General features: G+C 38.1%; 18 protein-coding genes. 6 read left to right on the plus strand and 12 right to left on the minus strand.

Translation table 11 applies throughout. The features are described 5' to 3' along the window. The first annotated feature begins 18 nt into the window (after positions 1–18). Positions 19–477, plus strand: a complete 459-nt coding sequence (locus I6F48_RS04705) for an Sbal_3080 family lipoprotein (RefSeq protein ID WP_007580787.1) — start codon at positions 19–21, stop codon at positions 475–477. Positions 478–842: 365 nt separating this feature from the next. Beyond that, a complete protein-coding gene (locus I6F48_RS04710; RefSeq protein ID WP_165741158.1) occupies positions 843–2597 on the plus strand; it encodes a bifunctional diguanylate cyclase/phosphodiesterase in 1755 nt (584 codons plus the stop codon). Between the two features lie 87 nt (positions 2598–2684). Here I6F48_RS04710 and I6F48_RS04715 read toward each other — a convergent pair whose 3' ends face one another. The 7 genes from I6F48_RS04715 to I6F48_RS04745 form a co-directional block, all read right to left on the minus strand. Next, positions 2685–3386, minus strand: coding sequence for a TorF family putative porin (locus tag I6F48_RS04715; protein WP_197118925.1), 702 nt, complete (start codon positions 3384–3386; stop codon positions 2685–2687). 9 nt (positions 3387–3395) lie between these two features. Next, positions 3396–4613 carry a BCCT family transporter gene (locus I6F48_RS04720; RefSeq protein ID WP_197118926.1) on the minus strand — a complete coding sequence of 406 codons (1218 nt, stop codon included), beginning with the start codon at positions 4611–4613 and terminating at the stop codon, positions 3396–3398. Positions 4614–4771: 158 nt separating this feature from the next. Beyond that, positions 4772–6439 carry a choline dehydrogenase gene (gene betA / locus I6F48_RS04725; protein ID WP_197118927.1) on the minus strand — a complete coding sequence of 556 codons (1668 nt, stop codon included), beginning with the start codon at positions 6437–6439 and terminating at the stop codon, positions 4772–4774. Positions 6440–6450: 11 nt separating this feature from the next. Continuing rightward, on the minus strand, positions 6451–7914 hold the full coding sequence (gene betB / locus I6F48_RS04730; RefSeq protein ID WP_165741161.1) for a betaine-aldehyde dehydrogenase: 1464 nt from the start codon (positions 7912–7914) through the stop codon (positions 6451–6453). A 1-nt stretch (position 7915) separates the two neighbouring features. Next, positions 7916–8491 (minus strand): transcriptional regulator BetI, encoded by a 576-nt coding sequence (betI, locus tag I6F48_RS04735; protein ID WP_197119055.1) that lies wholly within the window; start codon positions 8489–8491, stop codon positions 7916–7918. Between the two features lie 423 nt (positions 8492–8914). Beyond that, the gene (locus tag I6F48_RS04740; RefSeq protein WP_197118928.1) at positions 8915–9220 is read right to left on the minus strand and encodes a hypothetical protein; all 306 of its coding nucleotides are present in this window, start codon (positions 9218–9220) and stop codon (positions 8915–8917) included. Further along, entirely contained in the window at positions 9220–9477 is a 258-nt protein-coding gene (locus tag I6F48_RS04745; RefSeq protein WP_024592187.1) for a DUF3081 domain-containing protein, read from the minus strand. The genes I6F48_RS04740 and I6F48_RS04745 overlap by 1 nt, the downstream gene beginning before the upstream one ends. Before the next feature lie 146 nt (positions 9478–9623). Here I6F48_RS04745 and I6F48_RS04750 point away from each other — a divergent pair, with 146 nt between their 5' ends. After that, entirely contained in the window at positions 9624–10904 is a 1281-nt protein-coding gene (locus I6F48_RS04750; protein ID WP_197118929.1) for a flavohemoglobin expression-modulating QEGLA motif protein, read from the plus strand. Between the two features lie 71 nt (positions 10905–10975). On the opposite strand, the gene I6F48_RS04755 is transcribed toward I6F48_RS04750, so the two are convergent. From I6F48_RS04755 to I6F48_RS04770, 4 genes are read right to left on the minus strand one after another with little or no spacing between them, the layout of a single operon-like run. Further along, on the minus strand, positions 10976–11779 hold the full coding sequence (locus I6F48_RS04755; RefSeq protein ID WP_007580767.1) for a DUF1338 domain-containing protein: 804 nt from the start codon (positions 11777–11779) through the stop codon (positions 10976–10978). A 36-nt stretch (positions 11780–11815) separates the two neighbouring features. Beyond that, the gene (gene astD / locus I6F48_RS04760; protein WP_165728038.1) at positions 11816–13282 is read right to left on the minus strand and encodes a succinylglutamate-semialdehyde dehydrogenase; all 1467 of its coding nucleotides are present in this window, start codon (positions 13280–13282) and stop codon (positions 11816–11818) included. 7 nt (positions 13283–13289) lie between these two features. Next, the gene (astA, locus tag I6F48_RS04765; protein ID WP_007580762.1) at positions 13290–14324 is read right to left on the minus strand and encodes an arginine N-succinyltransferase; all 1035 of its coding nucleotides are present in this window, start codon (positions 14322–14324) and stop codon (positions 13290–13292) included. Positions 14325–14374: 50 nt separating this feature from the next. Further along, the gene (locus I6F48_RS04770; RefSeq protein ID WP_007580760.1) at positions 14375–15580 is read right to left on the minus strand and encodes an aspartate aminotransferase family protein; all 1206 of its coding nucleotides are present in this window, start codon (positions 15578–15580) and stop codon (positions 14375–14377) included. Between the two features lie 194 nt (positions 15581–15774). On the opposite strand from I6F48_RS04770, the gene I6F48_RS04775 reads away from it, so the two are divergent. Continuing rightward, positions 15775–16203 (plus strand): Lrp/AsnC family transcriptional regulator, encoded by a 429-nt coding sequence (locus I6F48_RS04775; RefSeq protein ID WP_002958609.1) that lies wholly within the window; start codon positions 15775–15777, stop codon positions 16201–16203. Between the two features lie 557 nt (positions 16204–16760). Next, positions 16761–17930 (plus strand): cache domain-containing protein, encoded by a 1170-nt coding sequence (locus I6F48_RS04780; RefSeq protein ID WP_197118930.1) that lies wholly within the window; start codon positions 16761–16763, stop codon positions 17928–17930. Between the two features lie 59 nt (positions 17931–17989). Here the strand turns inward: I6F48_RS04780 and I6F48_RS04785 are convergent, their stop codons facing one another. Continuing rightward, entirely contained in the window at positions 17990–18922 is a 933-nt protein-coding gene (locus I6F48_RS04785; protein ID WP_007580756.1) for a hypothetical protein, read from the minus strand. 383 nt (positions 18923–19305) lie between these two features. On the opposite strand from I6F48_RS04785, the gene I6F48_RS04790 reads away from it, so the two are divergent. Beyond that, positions 19306–19608, plus strand: a complete 303-nt coding sequence (locus tag I6F48_RS04790) for an isoamylase early set domain-containing protein (protein WP_007580752.1) — start codon at positions 19306–19308, stop codon at positions 19606–19608.

The raw sequence follows: 19608 nt of genomic DNA on the forward strand, positions 1-19608 counted from the left end.
AATAAAAAAGGAATAAATATGAATACGTTAAAAATAACAGTTGCAGCAGCAATGGTTGCCACCTTGGCCGGTTGTGCTGCAAAGCAAGACATTACTCGATTTGAAACAAACATACCTAAAACAGTATGTATTGCTGAACATAAGGCTGTTAAAGCTGGTGTTATAGATGCAATGAAAAAAGGTTTTGCAAAGCATGATGTTGAAACTCGGGTAATTCCAGCCAATTATGTATTGAAACACCAAGACTACCAGACCGAATTACCAGGTGCGGATACGACAGGATGTAATGCAGTGGCTTACTACGTAGCAAATTGGCGTTGGGATATAGCGCTCTATATGGCATACGCAAATATTTGGATTAAAGACGTTGAAACGAATGAAAAAATAGCACAAGCATCTTATCGCACCGGTGGTGGATTGGATAAGTTTATAGACGCTGAAGAAAAAATTATAGAGCTTATTGACGGTATGTATTAAATTTTAAACAATTAGAACCTTTTTGTTTATTTTTATTAATCCCACCTATACTATATCAAATATAATTAGTTAATCCGTTATTGTTACAATTTTTTGTTATTCTAATGGCTTAGGGTTATATCAATGCTTGCGTAGTACTAAATGCAAGCGATATAATCCGTTTTTGGTAATAGGTTTGATAGGAGAAGCAAAATAGATGGATTTTTTTTATGAGTAAACTTAAGCCGCTCGGTTTTATTTTCCTAATCATAATTCTATTTTGTTTTTGCATAAACATAGAGTTAACGAATCAGATTAATCGTATAAATTTATTTAGTACCAGTATTGATATACGAAATTTCGAAATAACGAATACCACTCTTGATATGGCTCCTTGGTATAATCCGATCTTAAATGGCCATTATATAATTGAGCAGCCCACAGCTGATTTTTTGCTTATTAAAACCACTGACACTCAGTTTGTAGCTGCTGATTCAAGTAAGTTAATTATAATGACACTTGCATCACCTATTAATTTTTTACTTTTATGTATCTTAATATTTGGCTCTGGCCTGTACTTACGCAGAGAGCGTAGAAAGCGTCATTATAAAAATCAAATAGCGGAGCTTAATCTTCAAGCCAATAGCTTACTCACTGCATTTAATTTGCAAGTAAAACCGGCAGAGAATCCTTTGGGTGTAAGCAGCTTAAGCCAATCAATAAATAGTTTAAATACGCATGTGGCTAATTATGTAAAACAAACTCAAACCAGTATATGCCAAGATAAACTGACGTTATTAATTGACCGTCATGCATATATTGAACATATCGACAGACAAATTAATCATGCTAATCAAGAAGATCTTAAGTGTGCGCTCCTGTTTATAGACCTTGATGGTTTTAAACAAGTAAACGACTCGTTTGGTCACAGTTTTGGTGATGAAATATTAGTTCAAGTTGCTAGCCGACTTGCGAATGTTTTACGCCACCATAAATTAAGTAACATAAATAGTGCTAACCAATTAGAGCAAAACTTATCAAGGTTAGGAGGAGACGAGTTCTCCATTTTTATAGAATTACTTGATGATAGCGATAGAGTTGTTGAAATTGCTAAGCACGTACTAAGTGAGCTTGAAAAAGACTTTGTGCTTGGCAATAAAATAGTAAAAATTAGTGCCAGTATTGGTATTGCGGCTTACCCAGAAAGTGCATCAACGCCTCAAGCGCTTTTACAATTAGCCGATGTAGCTATGTATAGAGCTAAAAGTGATGGTAAGGGAATATTTAAAGTTTACTCGCCAGAAATGGGTAACAAAATGCGCCGTTACCATTATTTACTTGAAGAGCTGCGTTTAGCGGTTGCGTGTAAAGATTTTTACTTATCTTTTCAGCCAATTGTGCATGTTGAAGATTGTATGATTGATTATTTCGAAGCACTTACCCGATGGGACCACCCAGTTGAGGGCATGATCCCCCCTTCAGAATTTATTCCAATAGCAGAGGAGTCTAATTTAATATTAGAACTTGGCGATTGGATTATGCTTGAATCATGTAGGCAAATGGCTGCATGGCACAATGCAGGTATGCGTAAAGTAAAAATATCAGTAAATGTTTCGGGCATTCAATTAAAGCACCGTGACATTTATGATTGGATAATGAAGAAGCTCAAAAAAACCGGTTTACCCGCTACGTCTTTAATGCTTGAAATTACAGAATCAACATTCATTAAAGCCAGCCCTAAAATAATTAAAGAGCTGAGCAGGCTAAGAGAAGAGGGCATTACTATTGCTATTGATGACTTTGGTACAGGTTTTAGCTCGTTGAGCACATTAGCAGATTTACCAATTGATGTTATTAAAATTGATCGCTCGTTTATAGCTCAAGCTAATAAAAGCCAAAAATATAATGATATATTAAATACAATTAGTGAGCTTGGACAAAAACTTGGCCTTAAAATTGTAGCTGAAGGCGTTGAAGAAATAGGGCAGTTTGAACTTGTTAAAAAAATGGGTGTGAGTTCTGTTCAGGGTTATTTAGTAAGCCGACCTGAGTCATCAGCTAATGTAGGTAATAAAGTATTACGCAATAACACCAGTAACCTTTCAGCATCGGGTACAAGTGCTTGGGATATTGTTAGTTAGTTAGTTAGTTAGTTAGTTAGTTAGTTTACAAATAAAAATGCCACTCTAAGTAGAGTGGCATTTTTTGTTTAATCAGTAATTATTGTATTAAAGATCAAATGTGCGTGAAACAGCAAGTACGATACGCTCATCAGCATAATCGTAATCTAAGCTTGTGTTTTCAGCGGCCACTTGAATACCAAACCCTTCATAACTAGTTTGATATGCTAAACGGTAATGGTTGTATGATTTTTTCTCGTTTACGTCCCACGCCCATTTTTGTCCATCAAGCGAGTTTGAAATATCAAAGCTTGCACGTAGTGCATGATTTGGAGCCAGCTCATAGGTGTGTGCAATCATTGAGATTACATGGCCTCCACCTTGACCAAAGTAATCCCAGCTGTACCAAAAATTAAGCTCAGTTTGGCCGTACTCACTTGCGAAACCAAATTTAGTGTAAGCCTCAGCGTAGTTGCCATCGCTGTTATTACCTTGATAAGTGTAATACGCAATACCGTAGTCAACGCTAAATTGCTCATCAAGTTGTACATACTTACCTACATAGGCATCAAGCTCAAAATCAGTGTCGTCACCAAAATCTACATTTGAAGCCCATACACCTGCGTAAACACCACTATCAAAGGCGTAGTCTAAGCTACCTTGAATTGCAGGGTCGCTATCAGTTTGGCTCACACCATTAAAAGTGTAGTCAGACGCTGCCGTGATTGTTGTTGACCAATCAGCTGCTGCAGTCGTTGATAAAAGTGCAAATGGTAGTGCTACTACAAGTTGTTTTAGTTTGTTATTCATTATTAATCCCTAGTGTACTGTGTCTATTTTTGTGTAATCAATTGCGTTTGCTTTTGGTGAGCTATCTATATTCGTTACTGTTTTAAATTTACTGTAACCAATGAAGCCAGCACAGATAAAGAACAAGCCAATAACTAATGCGCCTACCCATTGAATTTGTAAAAATTCTAATTTAAACAATAGTGTAAGTAGTGATAGGGCAACAACATTTCCGATTATGTATTTCATTTTGCCAAAACGCTTTACGGTAAAGTTTAGGTTATCTGTATATAAACGCACTAACGAATCGAGAGAGTTAATTACAAATATGATACCTACAAATACCATGGCAAAGTTTTTAATACCTTGAGTAGGGATGCCCGCCTCATGGTAGTGATAAAGTACGCTAAACCAAATCGCAATCGGAATAGAAGGGAAAATCAACATCGCACCCAATACTTGGTATGTTTTAAGTCCACCAACAAAGCGTGATGTAAATTGACCAATCATTATGCTCCACGCAAACCACCAGAATAAGTAAAACTCATGGTAATCATTAAGCGGTAAAACAAATTCATTAATGTTGGCAAAGTAAGTACCAATAGAGCCTAAGTTATTCGTAAATGCTGACATTTGACTATCACCAATTACAAATGCGCCAGCCCACATAAAGGCGATTAAAGCTAAAAATAACCACGTAGTAGAAATACTTAAAATACGCACATATTTAATATCAGTACTTGAGTAAACCGCAAAACAGATAGCCGCAAACACAATTAAATAAAACTCAGAAACTATGCTTGTTCCATCACCTAATTCGGGTAAATACCACGGTAGGTTTGTAAGCAGTAAATAAGCGGTAAATGCACATGTACCAATAATTACAACATTATTGATAAATTTAACCCAAGGAATTTCGAAAAATTTCACTTTAGGTTCTATTACACAGAAATAAAAGCACGTAAGAAAGTAAAATCCCCAGATCAAAAATCCCCAATAGCCAAACTCAATAGCTAGTGGATTTGCAAACGCGTATTCTGGGCTTGCTTTTATGTCTGCATAACCTGCAAACTCAGTTAAAGGAAACATGATAAGGCCAACATCTAGGCCAGAAGTAAATAGTATTGCTATAAACGTAAAGGTTCGAACTGGTGTTACACCTACTACGCGAACATTACCCCATTTAATTAAAATAGTGATAATGGCAAGTAAGGTAAAAATGATCCCTGCATTAAGCCAAATAGTCATTGTTACCCTCCAGTAATGAATAAAAATAATTCATAAGCACTCCGTATTTTATTGTTTTATTCTCGCATTAACACAACGTAACCTATTTACATCGTGTGCCACTGCAAGGCACGCATTGGTTTAGCCCGACGAGACTAAACCTAAGCATGTGGCTAAAGTTAGATCTCCGAACTACGTTGTGTGTCTTGCCAGTTTGTTGTTATGGCAACATTCACATCCGATTTCTGTAATGGGTCTTTACCTAAAATTATGTCAGCTGCTTTTTCGGCAACCATAATAGTAGGCGCATTCAAGTTTCCGTTAGGAACAGTTGGGAATATAGATGAGTCAACAACACGTAGTCCTTCAATACCATGTACTTGCGTATTTGAGTTAACAACGGCCATATCATCTTCACCCATTTTGCATGAGCAAGAAGGGTGGTAGGCACTTTCTACGGCTTGGCGTACAAAGGCATCTATTTCTTCATCTGTTTGAATATGTTTACCGGGTTGAATTTCTTCATCGCGGTATTCATCAAAGACACTTTGTTCGATTATGTCGCGTGTTAAGCGAACGCACGCTCTAAAGCCTTCAATATCGTCTTGATGCTCAAGGTAATTAAATAAAATGGTTGGTGGTTGCTCAGGATTCGCAGAAGCAATAGTGACACTACCGCGACTTTTTGGTTTGTTATGACCAACATGTACCTGAAAACCATGACCTGCAAATGCACTTCTACCATCGTAACGCATAGCCGCTGGTAAAAAGTGATACTGAATATCTGGCCATTCAACACCTGGTTTTGAGCGAATAAACGCACACGATTCAAAATGATTCGTTGCACCTAAACCCGAACGCGTTAATAACCAGCGCGCGCCAATCAACCCTTTTGAAACAATGCCTAGCTTGCCGTTAAGTGTGATAGGTTGCTTACACTTGTATTGAAAGTAAAACTCAAGATGATCTTGTAAGTTTTGACCAACACCAGGTAAATGATGCTGTACTTCAACGCCTGCTTTTTCAAGCGCTTGAGTATCACCAATACCAGAGAGTTGTAAAATATGTGGAGAGCCAATTGGACCTGCACTTAATACAACGTCTTTTGCTGCATGGGCAGTTTTAACGTCGCCATTTACTTTGTATTCAATGCCAGTGGCTTTTTTGCCGTCTAAAATCACGCGTTGTGCAAGTGCACCAGTAATAATCGTTAAATTACTACGCGATTTTACAGGGTCTAAATACTCACGAGACGCAGAGCTGCGCACGCCGTCTTTTACGGTCATGTGCATTGGGCCAAAACCCTCTTGCTGCGACGCGTTGTAATCATCTGTTGAGGCGTAACCAGCTTGTACACCTGCTTTTATAAACGTGCGATAAAGCGGGTTTTGCATTTCGTTGCCGTTATTAACGCCAAGCGGGCCTTTGCCACCACGGTAAGTATTTTCACCAAGGTAAAAGCTTTCTGCCTTTTGAAAATACGGTAAACATGATTGGTAATCCCAGCCGTCTGCACCGTGTTGCTGCCATTCGTCAAAATCTTTTGCGTGGCCACGTACATATACCATGCCATTAATAGATGACGAGCCGCCTAATACTTTGCCACGAGGACAATGCATTTCACGGTTATCTAAATGAGGCTCAGGCTGCGTATGAAACTGCCATGCGTATTTGTCACTATTCATAGGAATAGATAACGCAGTTGGCATTTTTATAAAAATACTTTTATCGCTACCGCCGGTTTCAAGTAGTAACACGCGGTTACTTGAATCTTCAGATAAACGGTTTGCTAAAACACAACCCGCCGAACCCGCGCCAACAATAATATAGTCGTAATGATTACTCATAGTAGGGCGCCTTAAAATGGGCTTTCTATGTCGGCCATACCAACATAAATAGACTTAGTTTGCGTGTATTGATCAAGAGTTTGTATACCATTTTCACGGCCAATACCCGATTGCTTATAACCGCCAACTGGCATTTCAGCAGGTGAGTTACCGTATGCATTAATCCAACAAATACCGGCTTGTAACTTATGAATCACGCGGTGCGCACGTTTAATATCGCTAGTAAATACGCCTGCAGCTAAGCCTAGGTGAGTCCCGTTAGCGCGTGCAATAACATCGTCTTCGTCGTCAAAAACAAGCACGCTCATTACAGGGCCAAATATTTCTTCTTTAACGATAGTCATATCGTCATTACAATCAATAAACACAGTCGGTGCTACAAAATAGCCATTAGGTGCAGATTTAGGTGAAAGCGTTGTACCACCGGTTAATAGCGTTGCACCTTCTTCGATGCCTTTATTAACGTAGCTCATTACTAGTTCTTGGTGCTTTTTAGAAATAAGTGCGCCAAAGTTAGTATTTAAATTTTGTGGGTCGCCAGCAATAATGTTTTTCTCAGTGCGCGCTTTAAGCTCATCAATAAACTGCTGATATACATTTTTATGAACGTAAATACGTGTACAGTTAGTACAAATTTCGCCTTGCGTATAAAAGTTACCTAACATAGCCGCGCTAACCGCTTGCTCAATATTGGCATCATCAAATACTAATAGTGGAGATTTACCACCGAGTTCCATTGTTACATCTTTTAAAGTGCCCGCAGCGCTTGCTACTACTTTTTTACCTGTGCCTACTTCACCCGTAAACGATACTTTATCAATGTCGCTATGCTGTGTTAGCCACTGACCTACATCGCCAGCACCTTGAACAACATTAAACACACCTGCAGGTACGCCAGCTTCAAAAAACACTTCAGCAAGCTTAATAGCGCCAAGTGGTGTTTCCTCAGATGGTTTAAATATAAATGCATTACCAGCAGCAAGGGCAGGGCCCGACTTCCAACATGCAATTTGTAGTGGGTAGTTCCATGCACCAATACCCGCACAGATACCTAGTGGCTCTTTACGTGTGTAATAAAAGTCATCACCCACCATTTGCTGTTGGCCTACTTGTGCAGGCGCAAGGCCTGCAAAGTATTCAATTACATCAGCGCCGGTTTCAATATCAACACAATTTGCTTCTTGCATTGGTTTACCGGTGTCGAGTACTTCTACAAGTGCTAGCTCATCATTGCGCTCGCGTAAAATAGCCACTGCTTTTAATAAAATGCGGCTGCGTTCAATGGGTGTCATCGCTGACCACTGAGCAAAGCCTTGCTTTGCACTGGCAATGGCTGCGTTTTGAATAAATTCGTCGGCAATCTCTACTGCGTAAATAACCTCGCCCGTAGCTGGGTTTGTTACATCAAATGTTTTGCCGCTCTGGTTTGCAAGAAAATGGCCGTTAATAAAATTTTGATAGACAGGTGTAGTCACGCTAGGCTCCATATTGCTTGATAAGTGAAAGTACGTAGCTTTTTGCTAACTTTTCACTGTGTTTAAACTGATTATTGTCTGATTTACTCAGTACTGCTCTTAACCATAGGCCATCGATCATTGCGGCGCTAAGTTCTGCAGCTTGCTTTGCTTGCTCAATAGGCATTAATTGCTTAAAAGAAAATGCTAAATTACTGTGCAAGCGTCTACTGTTTACATTTTGTAGTCTGTGTAATTCTTTATCGTGCATCGATTGTGCCCAAAAACTCAACCACGTTCGGGTTGTATCATTGCGTTGTTGTACAAGCGCAAAGTTGGCTTCGACAATATACATTAAACGTTCAGTCGCATTTGTTTGATGGTTTACTTTACCTATCAAGTCTTGCTTTAAGCTTGTTAGTAAGTATCGAACAGTGGCTTCAATCAGCCCCTGCTTACCACCAAAATAATGACTAATAATACCCGACGATAAACCTGCATTTTTACTAATGCTGTTTATAGTCGTTCCTTGCAGACCTTTGCTTGCAACAGATTCTATAGTTGCGTCAATTAACTGCTGACGCCTGACAGGTTCCATTCCAACTTTAGGCATAATTTTTATTAATTGAACGTTCAATAAAGATAAGCTTAAGGTAATAGCTCTAACAATTCAAGGCTGAGGTAAACATCTAGATGCCAAAATGTAGATTAATCATTAATAAAAGTGCAACTAATGCGATAAAGAAGATAAGGTTTTACTTTATTTAACTGTATATAAAACATTGGCTTGTGAGGTTTGTTTTGAAATTAAATTATAGTAATGATTTGTTTACAGCAATAAATGAATAAAATGTGTAAAAATCGTTAGTGCAGTAATAGTTAGAGTACTAATAGTATTATTTTAATACAAAAGTACACTAAACCTGCAATTGCTTAGTGCTCTAATAAATTTATATCAAGAGTAAGCTTTGCGGTTTTATCGTTTTAAAGCGCTTGGTTTGAAAGGTTAAGTTTTGAAAGGTCAGGCATTATTGATAACGCCTTTAAAAAGGAGGGGGTAACGTCTTAGTCTATTGCCAATATAGTCATCAGCTAAAATTTGCTGGCAAATAAAGTCTATATCTTTGCTTGCTTCAAAAACCCAATCAAAGCGCTCTATAGCCAGTAAAAAACCACGCTTTAAATGAGTTTGAGCACGGTACTGTTCTAAATTTTCTTGAATAATTGAGACTTTGCTTGGATCAGCTCTAAGCTCTTCTACTACTTGGTTTATAAAAGTAGTATTGAGCTTACTGGTAGGGCGGTGTCTGCATTTTCGTGGGTGCATTAGCTCTCGTTAGCAATGTTATATAATTTTTTCAAAAAATCATCTTTATGTTTTTCATGCTCATAATCTAGATGATAAGTATTATGAAAACCAAAGCGCAGTTCAACGCCGCTACCTTGTAGGTATACTGTATAGCCATCTACGTCTGAATAAGCAGTAATGCCTTGATAATGCTTGCCTTCATCAGTCATTTCACCTTTTTGAATTATACGTTCATATACGGCTAAAATCTGTTTATTGTCGATTTCGTTTTTCATGTTTTATGCCCTTCGTTTAGTAACTCATACGATACAGATATGAGGGTCGATCATCTTAAAAACAATAGCTAAAAAAGTGTGATATTGCTTTGTAATTTCGCTTTTTTAAATTATGCTCAAAACTCATTTATTGTTGAGCTTAGAGCATGATAGACAAGGCGTTACTACTAAAAACTCGTGAGTTATCGGATCAATTAATTGCATTGCAAACGCCAATTAGGATACTCGATGCTATTAATTGGGATAAACAAACTAAAGAGGAGTTTTTTAGACAGAAATGTCAAAAAAACCCACTCATCGATCGTGCATATTATCAACAGCGCGACCTTGGTTTTGTACCTAGCGAGCTGCGCCAAGCATTTTCTACTTTGCACCGTAACATTATTAACCAATTGGGACAGTTAAATCCGATTGCTCAATATATGGGAAAAATGTGCACCGAGTATAAAACGGTATTAAGTATGCTTGAGTATCGTGGAACGCCAGAGTTTCATGACTTATCAGTGGAGTTATTTGGACACCCTAAAGATTTATTCCATGCTGGTGAGCCCTCACTTTCTGAGCTAGCTAATATGCTAGATAAACCGCTGCAAAATTTACTTATAGCCGACATACTGCCTGAAGACCCTAAAAATATTGATGCTGTTGATGCTGTGCGTATTTTGTCTGAGCAAGTAAATGCCAGTATGGCAGGCATAAACGTAGAGGTAATGCTTAGCGATGGTATTGTCAGTGATGCAGCCGCAGGTGCTAATAATATAAAGCTTAATCAAGATGTTAAGTTTTCTCAGCGTGAACTTGATATTTTAGAAGTTCACGAAGGGTGGATACACGTAGGTACCACTCAAAATGGTTTAGCACAGCCGTATTTAACATGTTTGAGTAAAGGCACGCCTAGCTCTACTATTACCCAAGAAGGCCTAGCGGTATTAACCGAAATTATTACTTTAAAATCGACCCCAAGGCGCTTATCTAAATTAGTTAACCGTATTCAAGCGGTTACAAAGGTAATTGACGGTGCTGAATTTGTAGATATTTACCGTGACTATGTAGCGCAAGGTTTATCAAAAGATGACAGTTACACACTCGCGCAGCGTGTATTTAGAGGCAGTACGCCAACAGGTTTGCCTTTTACAAAAGATATTGCTTACATTAAAGGCTTTGTATTGGTTTATAACTTAATACGCGTTGCAATACAGCTTGGTCGAATAGATAGACTACCTTTATTACTGGTAGGTAAAATATCAATAGATGACTTTAGATTAATTTCGCAGCTTCATGATTTAGGTGTAATAGAGAGCCCACAATTTGTGCCTCCACACTTTAAAGACTTACGCGGTTTGGCAACTTGGTTGAGCTTTGGCCGCTTTATTGGCGATTTATCGTTTGAAAAGTTAGAAAACGATTATAAACCGTTATTTTTATAATTAATCAACATAACCTACCGACATAAAAAAAGCCCATAACGGGCTTTTTAAATAAAGTACTTTAGGTTTTGCTATCGAGCATTGGTGCTTTCAAATATTTTGTCAGCTGAGGCTGCAACAAAACCAGTATAAAGCTCACCGTCGGCTTTAGGGTAACGAATAGCAAACTCATAAAAACAGCTAGGGATGCTCATATCACCGTCACTAAAGGTAACAGAGTATTCATCAGCAAGTGTTGACGATTGCTCTAGTAACACCTCTGGTGAGCCTTTAACTTCACCGCCTGACGTATTAAGCGAAAAGCCGGCGTCTTTTAGGGCTTGGTTAACATCATGAATGTTATCAAACTTAGCAAGCGTATTAATATTTACTGTAAAGTGATTGGCGCGGTAACCCCACGCCGACATCCACGCTGCATACTCGCTTTCAGCTAGCAGCTGCTTATAAGTATCGGTGCTTACTTGCCAATGCGTGCCTGAATACAAAAAGTTATCAGCTGTTACTGCGCTTTCATCAATTTTGTCAACCATGTCGGTTACGATGGCTTGTAACTCAGGCGAGCATTTTTCAACTAATAGCTCAGAAATAAACACTTTTGGCTGATTAGGATCGCTATGCTCGTAGTGCTTTGCATAGAGTTTTTTAGCTTCAAAATGGTACTCACCACATTCTTTGTAACCAATAGCTAAAAAGTGAGCAGCGAGCTTTTCAAGACCCACTTTTTCAATATTAAACGTACGCAGCGCAATATGATCGTTAATAATGTCATCTTTTTGCGTTGACCCTAAAAGGTCATGAATTTTGTCTGCCGATGGTGTTACGTTTAAGTAGTTTTTCCAAAGGCTCTCAAATAATGTGTTTACATCAGTATGCATGTTAAATCCTTAAATCTAAAATTTTGGTTTTATTGCTTATTCAATTACCAAGCCTGGCGCTAGGGTTTGCGGTAAGCTCACTTTGTCTGACTCAACAGATGCCACAGGGTATGCACAATAATCGGCGGCATAATAGGCACTTGCTCTGTGATTACCACTGGCGCCTATGCCGCCAAATGGAGCCGCGCTAGAGGCACCCGTAATAGGGCGGTTCCAGTTAACAATACCTGCACGAATGCGCTTTAAGAAGTGAGTGTAATCATCTTCACTGTCGCTAAGTAAACCTGCAGATAAGCCAAAGCTTGTGTTGTTAGCTTCAATAATTGCGCTGTCAAAGTCGTTGTAACGATACACTTTAATAAGCGGTCCAAAATGCTCTTCATCTGGCATGTCGGTAATGTTTGTTACATCAATAATACCTGGGCTTACAAAACCGGTGCCTGATTTTAATTGCTTAAGTTCAACAAGGATTTGCGCGCCTTTTGACACTAATTCACTTTGCGCAGCGACCATACCCAGTGCTGCTTTTTCGCTTATCATTGCACCCATAAAAGGCTGCTCTGTAGCAAAACTGTCGTCTACAACTATGTTTTTAGTCGCGCTTATTAGCTTTTCTAAAATAGCATCGCCATTGAGCGATTTTTCAATAAATAAGCGGCGTGCACACGTACAGCGCTGACCTGAGGTAATAAAGCCTGATTGAATAATATCGTGCACAGCAGCGCTTACATCACTCACGTCTTTTACAATAAGAGGATTATTACCGCCCATTTCAAGTGCTAAAATTTTGCCAGGGTGCCCTGCAAATTGCTTATGTAGTAAGTGACCTGTGTTTGAGCTACCGGTAAAAAACAATCCATCTATATCTTTATGAGAAGCAAGCGCTTTGCCTGTTTCAATTTCACCTTGGACAAGGTTAATAACACCCGCTGGTAAGCCCGCTTTTAACCAAAGTGAGAGGGTGAATTCTGCAACGTGCGGTGTTAGTTCTGATGGCTTAAATACTACGGTGTTGCCTGCTAAAATTGCAGGAACAATATGCCCGTTTGGTAAATGCCCCGGAAAGTTATACGGGCCAAAAATAGCCACAACGCCATGCGGTTTGTGTCTAATAAACGCTTTAGCACCGGGCATTGGGTTTTCGGTTGTACCGGTACGCTCATGGTACGCTTTTACAGATATAGCTACTTTGCCTGTCATTGCGCCCACTTCGGTACGGGTTTCCCATAATGGCTTACCTGTTTCGCGTGCAATTATGGTCGCAAATTCTTCACTGTGTTCTTTTAATTGAGCTGCGAAGTTTTCAAGAATGGCTATACGCTCTTCAAGCGGCTTATCTGCCCATTGTACCTGTGCTGCTCTGGCTGCTTTTATAGCTGAGTTTACTTGCTGGGCGTTTGCGCCATTACCTTGCCATACCACATCGCCATTACTTGGATTGATTGACTCAAATGCTGGACCAAGGCCCACATGCCACTGGTTATTAATTAGGTGTGTATTCATAAATAATTTACAGGCGGAAAAATCGCGCTGCATCTCCTTGACTTAAATTAAGTGCTTTAGCCACATCTTGGCTAATGACGAGAGTATGTTTTGCATGATTGTAATGTGCGTCTTTGGTAAATGTTGCTCTAAAGCCACTTACGCCTTGATTACATACAGCCAGCGTATCAGAGCTATTTTGTGATATGTGATCAAGCTCACCAATAGTAATAGGGCAAACTTGAGAGTCGCGAATGCTGCGAATATTACCAAGCTTTGCTTCAACCGTTGGGCCTGCGTCAAATAAGTCAACGTAGCCTCTGTGCTCAAAACCTTCTTTTTCTAATAATTTTAGCGCAGGTTTTGTTTTTTCATGCACATGCCCAATAACTGCTTGGGCTTTCTTGCTAAGCAAGTTCACATAAATAGGGTATTTAGGCATTAACTCGCTAATAAATACCTTATCGCCTAAGCCAACTAAGTGATCAGCTTCTGGAAATTCAATACTAAAAAAGTGCTCTTGGAGCCATTGCCAAAAAGGAGAATGGCCGTCTTCGTCGCTAACACCGCGCATTTCTGCGATAACAGTATCGGCAAAACGCTCGCTATGCTGAGCCATAAACAAAAAGCGTGAACGCGATAAAAATCGACCCGTTAAACCTTTACGGCTATTTTCGCGCAAAAATAATGTGCATATTTCAGAGCAACCTGTGTAGTCGTTACACATGCTTAAAATATCAACGGTGTTATATACATTTAAAGTAGGCGAGTGGTGTACTGTTTTACCTAAATGATAATGATATAAAGGCACCGATAAACCTACTGCGGCTTCTATAGCGGTTGTGCCAATAACGTCACCTGTTTCACTGTCCTCTAAAACAAATAAATAGCTTTCATCAAGTGGCTGGTTAATGTTTTTGGCAAAGCTTTTTTCAGCACGTTCAATTTTTTCTTTAAGCTGTGCATCGTCCACAGGTAAAGAGGTGAACCCATGACCGGACTCAATCGCTATTTGTTTAAGCGCGTCAAAATCATTGGCAGTAATAGGACGTAATACTTGCATTTATTGCTTGCTCCAATAGCACGCCAGTAGGCGTGCTAATTTAAACTATATTAACCGTTTACTACATCGCTAACGGCTTTTTCAAAGCGCGCTAAGCCTTCTTTAATATCTTCAAACGGGATAACTAAAGACGGTGTAAAGCGAATTACATTCATGCCCGCTACAAGGTTCATTAAACCATTATTAGCACTGGCTACTAAAAAGTCGCGTGCACGTCCTTCAAATTTGTCATTTAGTACTGCGCCAATTAATAAGCCTTTACCACGTACTTCGCTAAATACGTTGTATTTTTCGTTGATTGCGTTTAATCCGTCACGGAATAATTGCTCCCGCTCTTTAACACCGTTTAGTACGTCAGGTGTATTTACTGTATCAAATGCCGCTTCGGCTACCGCACAAGCAAGTGCGTTTCCGCCATAAGTAGAACCGTGAGTACCAATTTTTAAATGCTCAGCAATTGGTGTACGAGTGATCATAGCGCCAATTGGAAAACCACCACCCAATGCTTTTGCCGTTGTTAAAATGTCAGGAACAACCCCTAAACCTTCATAAGCGTATAAATCGCCTGTGCGACCAACACCTGTTTGTACTTCATCAAAAATAAGTAACGCGTTATGTTTAGTACAAAGTTCACGTACTTTTTTAGCAAATTCATCTGTTGGTGAAATAATACCGCCTTCACCTTGTAATGGTTCCATCATAACAGCACATGTTTTATCGCTGATCAGCGCTTCAAATGCCGCTATATCGTTAAAATCACAATGTACTATGTCAGCAGGTTTTGGACCAAAGCCGTCAGAATATGCAGCTTGCCCGCCCACAGTTACTGTAAAGAATGTGCGACCATGAAAACCTTTATTAAATGCAATAATTTGCGTTTTTTCAGCGCCATATACATCCAGTGCATAACGACGCGCTAGCTTAAGGGCTGCTTCGTTTGCTTCTGCGCCTGAGTTTGCAAAGTAAACTTTATCAGCGAATGTTGCTTCAACCATTTTTTGAGCTAAACGAAGTGCTGGCTCATTAGTCATAACATTCGATAAATGCCAAATTTTTTCGCCTTGCTCTTTTAATGCTTTAACTAATGCAGGATGACAGTGACCCAAACAGTTAACGGCAATACCACCAGCAAAATCGATAAACTCGTTATCATTTTGATCCCAAACGCGTGAACCTTCACCACGAACTGGAATGATTGCTGATGGATTATAGTTTGGTACCATTACGTCGTTAAATAAGTCTCTTGTTACTTGCATTTTTACACCTAAATTTAATGGGCTTAGATAAAAGATTAGTTGCTAACTCAAAGAAGAATATAGCCTTTATTCTTCAGCAAACACGTTATTATTTCTTGTAGAGGTCATTATCGAAGGTTAGCTATTAAAATTGCAGTGCTATTTTGTGAAAAATGATTAAAATAAAAGACAAAATAACGAAGAAAATAACCATTATGATAACTCCACAAGATGAAAAGCTACTTTCTGTACTAAAAACAAATGCTAGAGCGAGTATTTCTGACCTTGCTCGTATGCTTGACTTATCTCGTTCAACGGTACAAAGCCGTATGCTCAAACTAGAAGAAACGGGTGTAATTAAAGGCTATAGCGTTGATTATGGTGACGACTACCTCAGTAAAATGGTATCAGCTCATGTGTCTATAAAAGTAAGACAAAAATTAACAACTAAAACAAATATCGAGCTTAAGCAAATTGATGCAATTTCGCAGCTCTATGCCATAAGTGGTGAGTTTGATTTAATTGCTGTAGTACAGGCTCAAAATTTAGAGCAGCTTAGCCATTTACTAGACGATATAGGAAATCTGGATGGAGTAGAGCGCACAACATCTTCTGTTATTTTAGAAACTAAATTTAAGCGCTAGAGTCAGTGAGTTTTTGTTTTAGTCGTTAAGTGAACACTCGGTATACTTTAGGTAAGTAATAGAAAGGCTAGGGTTTGTTGATCTTTCAAGGTTGAATTTCAGTAGCCTGTTTAGTATTCAGGCAAGGCAGAGCCTATGCAGTGTGGTTACTCCCCATAAATGGGCGATAACGTAGCATTAATGCCAAACAGGCGCTGCTCAAAGGGTCCTTCCTAGGCGCTATTTACTCTTTGCTCGGTTTTTACTTATTCTTACATGGATGTAAGCCATTAGAACAACGCAGGAGCAGTTATTGAGCCCACGAGGTTACAAATCTCGCGCCGCGATTAAATAGCGCCTAGTTTGAACGAATTTTAATCCTCAAAGATCAACAGACCCTAGATATAAATGCATTAATTTAAATATTTAAGTGTACTTTTTATAAGCTAATAGCAGTAGAACATAGATTTAAATATTGAAGCCATTGATAAGATACAAAATTTTGTAAGGAGAATTTATGCTTTTTTAATATGGATGACTATACTCATTTTAATTTGTACAATATTTAGTAATGGATTATGCCTGCATATTTTTTTACCCTCTTATTGGGTTTAACTGAGCCTCTTCAGTTTGGAACAAACTTACCCACCACTGCACCTGATAATGCAGTCAACCAAGTTGAGTGTATTTTATTTGAAATGGGAGCCCCTTTTCAGCTACAAACCTTGCCATGGTTACGTGCACGTCGAGAAGTAAAGTTAGACCGCTTAGATGGTTATTTCACAACTCATTTAATGCCTGAAATGAAGGCCTATGGGCGCATATCATCCCCCATCTTTTTAGAAAGCTGGTACTGGTTTACTCATCCAGAGAGCATTAATAAACCAAAAAATAAAATGCGTTATGGTGCAGTAAGAGGGAGTTATCAGGCTAATTGGTTTAAAACTCAGAATATTATTGCTGAGGTAGAAGTAAATTCATTAGAAGAAATAGTAAATGTTATGCACCATAAGCGGATTGATAGAATTCTACTTGATTTAGACGATTTTGAATTAGCAGCCTCTAAGCTAGGCATTAATGAAGATGAGTATCAAAGAGAATTTTTTAGGTATGTGCCTTTGGGATTATTTGCTTCGCATTCACTTATTAAACGCTTCCCTAAATTTATGCAGCAGTTTGATGAAAATATAAATACTTGCGCGCAGGCTCCATTTTCACTATCAAAAAGTGAAGAAAAGCAAATACTTGATAGGTTGTCCAGTAGTGCTAAAACCTTACTAAACTTACCTAGTTTAGTAGAACAAGTTCAAATAAGTAATGAGTCTCCCTTAAGTGAATCTGAAATTAAAAAACTAGACCGGCTATGGATAAAAGAAAGTAAACAAGTTGAGCACTCTGATGGGTTAACTATGCTTAATTTACCGTTATCTAAAGTATTTAAAAAATGGCAATTACAATTTAAAGGTGTTGTTACTGAGCTGATATTGACTGATAACCAAGGAAAAAACATCGCTATTAGTAAGCTAACCAGTGACTACTGGCAAGGAGATGAAAATAAGTTTACTAAAATATTTAAACAGTCAAAAGATTTTAACTTTGATAGCGTCACATATGATGCATCAACACATCATTTTCAAGTTCAGCTAAGTTTTCCTGTTTTAGATGATAATAATAGTCATATTGGAGTGTTAATTTTAGGTGTTGATGTAGAAAAAGCACTTCATTCGTCAAACGCAAAGAGTAATTAACTCATTACCTTTCACATAAGTTAGCTAAGCTTTAATGCTTCAGCTTAGCTAACTATATGCTATGGAAGTGTTTTTTCTGAAATAGGTTTTTTTCTTATAACTTCTTTTTTGGCTTTATCAAGCTTTATAAAATAAGCATTACCGCCTATGCCTTTAAACTCTTCATCTGTAAATACAATCGTATTGTCATCAAAAAAGGTGACTGCTTCTTTTTGAGTAACAATCCCTAAGTCTATTTTTGATACATCACCAGAGAAAAACTTATCACCTTCAAAGTTTTCAAATAACCAAAGACTTGTTGAATCAAGTAAGACTAATTTTTTACGATCGGGGCTGAGCGCCGCAGAGGTTATCCAGCATAGTTTTTCAAGCGTGGTACACGTTTTAAAAGAGTCAATTAGCTCAGCATCAAAATTTGCTGCATGATCGCCCACTTTATACACTTTAGTAATACCATCGAAAGGTTCTGTGCGGTTTTTAGTAAATAAATATAAATGACGACCTAGTGCTACAAATGCTTCTAAATCAAAATTGCGGTCATTGGGTTTTATTGGACTGCCATCCATTTCAGGGTAGGTAAACTTAATTATTTCGGCTTGGGTTGTGTTTGTTTTTATATCTATAGGGTTTTCTATTTTATAAATAGTGAGCCATCTACGATCATTTTTGTTATTACCAAAATCCCCTAAAAAAAAGTGCCCAAATTTGTTTTGGGTCATGTCTTCCCAATCAATGTTTTTAGCGTTTTCAACCAAAATTTCTTTGGCGATAGAACCATCTTTGTTAAGGCGGTAAAGCTTGGGTTCGTTGCCTCCGTCGTTAATAGCCCATAGACGTTTTTGTTTATCAAATTCAATACCTGAGATTTCTTTTAATTTAGGATCAACTGAGATTTCTTTTTTACTATAAAGGGTATAGATTGAAGAACCAACAAGTGTGGCTATTATTAAAAAGATGATGGCTATAGTTATTAAAATGCTTTTTTTCAACATGAAAATTATGATATTTCAGAGTATTAAGATGCTGTGTATTATCGCTGATGAAAGTACAGAACAAAAGAATTTTATAAATTTAGGCAATACTTTTGGATTATTTAACTTTAAATTCGATTAAATAAATAATATGTGATGTACGCTTAGTTGGTTCAAATATTGCTCTGTACTACTGAGCTTTTTAAAAAAGATTGTTTATATACTAACCGCACTTTTTAAGTGCAGAAAAAATGAATTGTTGCACTGTAATAATGCGTAAATAAAGTTTTGGTTAACTTACAACGTGTTTAATGATTTTGAATGGAATCCACATCGCCTTTTTGTTTAGTTGTATGGCCTGTGGCAAAGATTAAGTACCCTTTTTGGTTTAGTTGGAGCCTGCTATGTTGAATAAACGTTTTTTTAAAACAAAAGATGAAGCTGAAGTAACCTTTGAATTTTCTCATCCAGAGGCAGAAGAAGTTTGCTTACTAGGCGAATTTAATGATTGGCAACCTGTGCCAATGAAGCTTAATAAAAAACAAGGTGTGTTTAAATTTAAGCAACGCTTACCTATCGATCAACAATTTCACTTTCGTTATTTAATAAATGGAGACATTTGGGATAACGACCACCAAGCTGATGGTTATATTGGCAATACATTTGGCACAGAAAACAGCATAGTAAATACTCAACGCATTAATTAA

This window comes from Pseudoalteromonas sp. SWYJ118 (genome assembly GCF_015864505.1).
Lineage (GTDB): Bacteria > Pseudomonadota > Gammaproteobacteria > Enterobacterales > Alteromonadaceae > Pseudoalteromonas > Pseudoalteromonas arctica.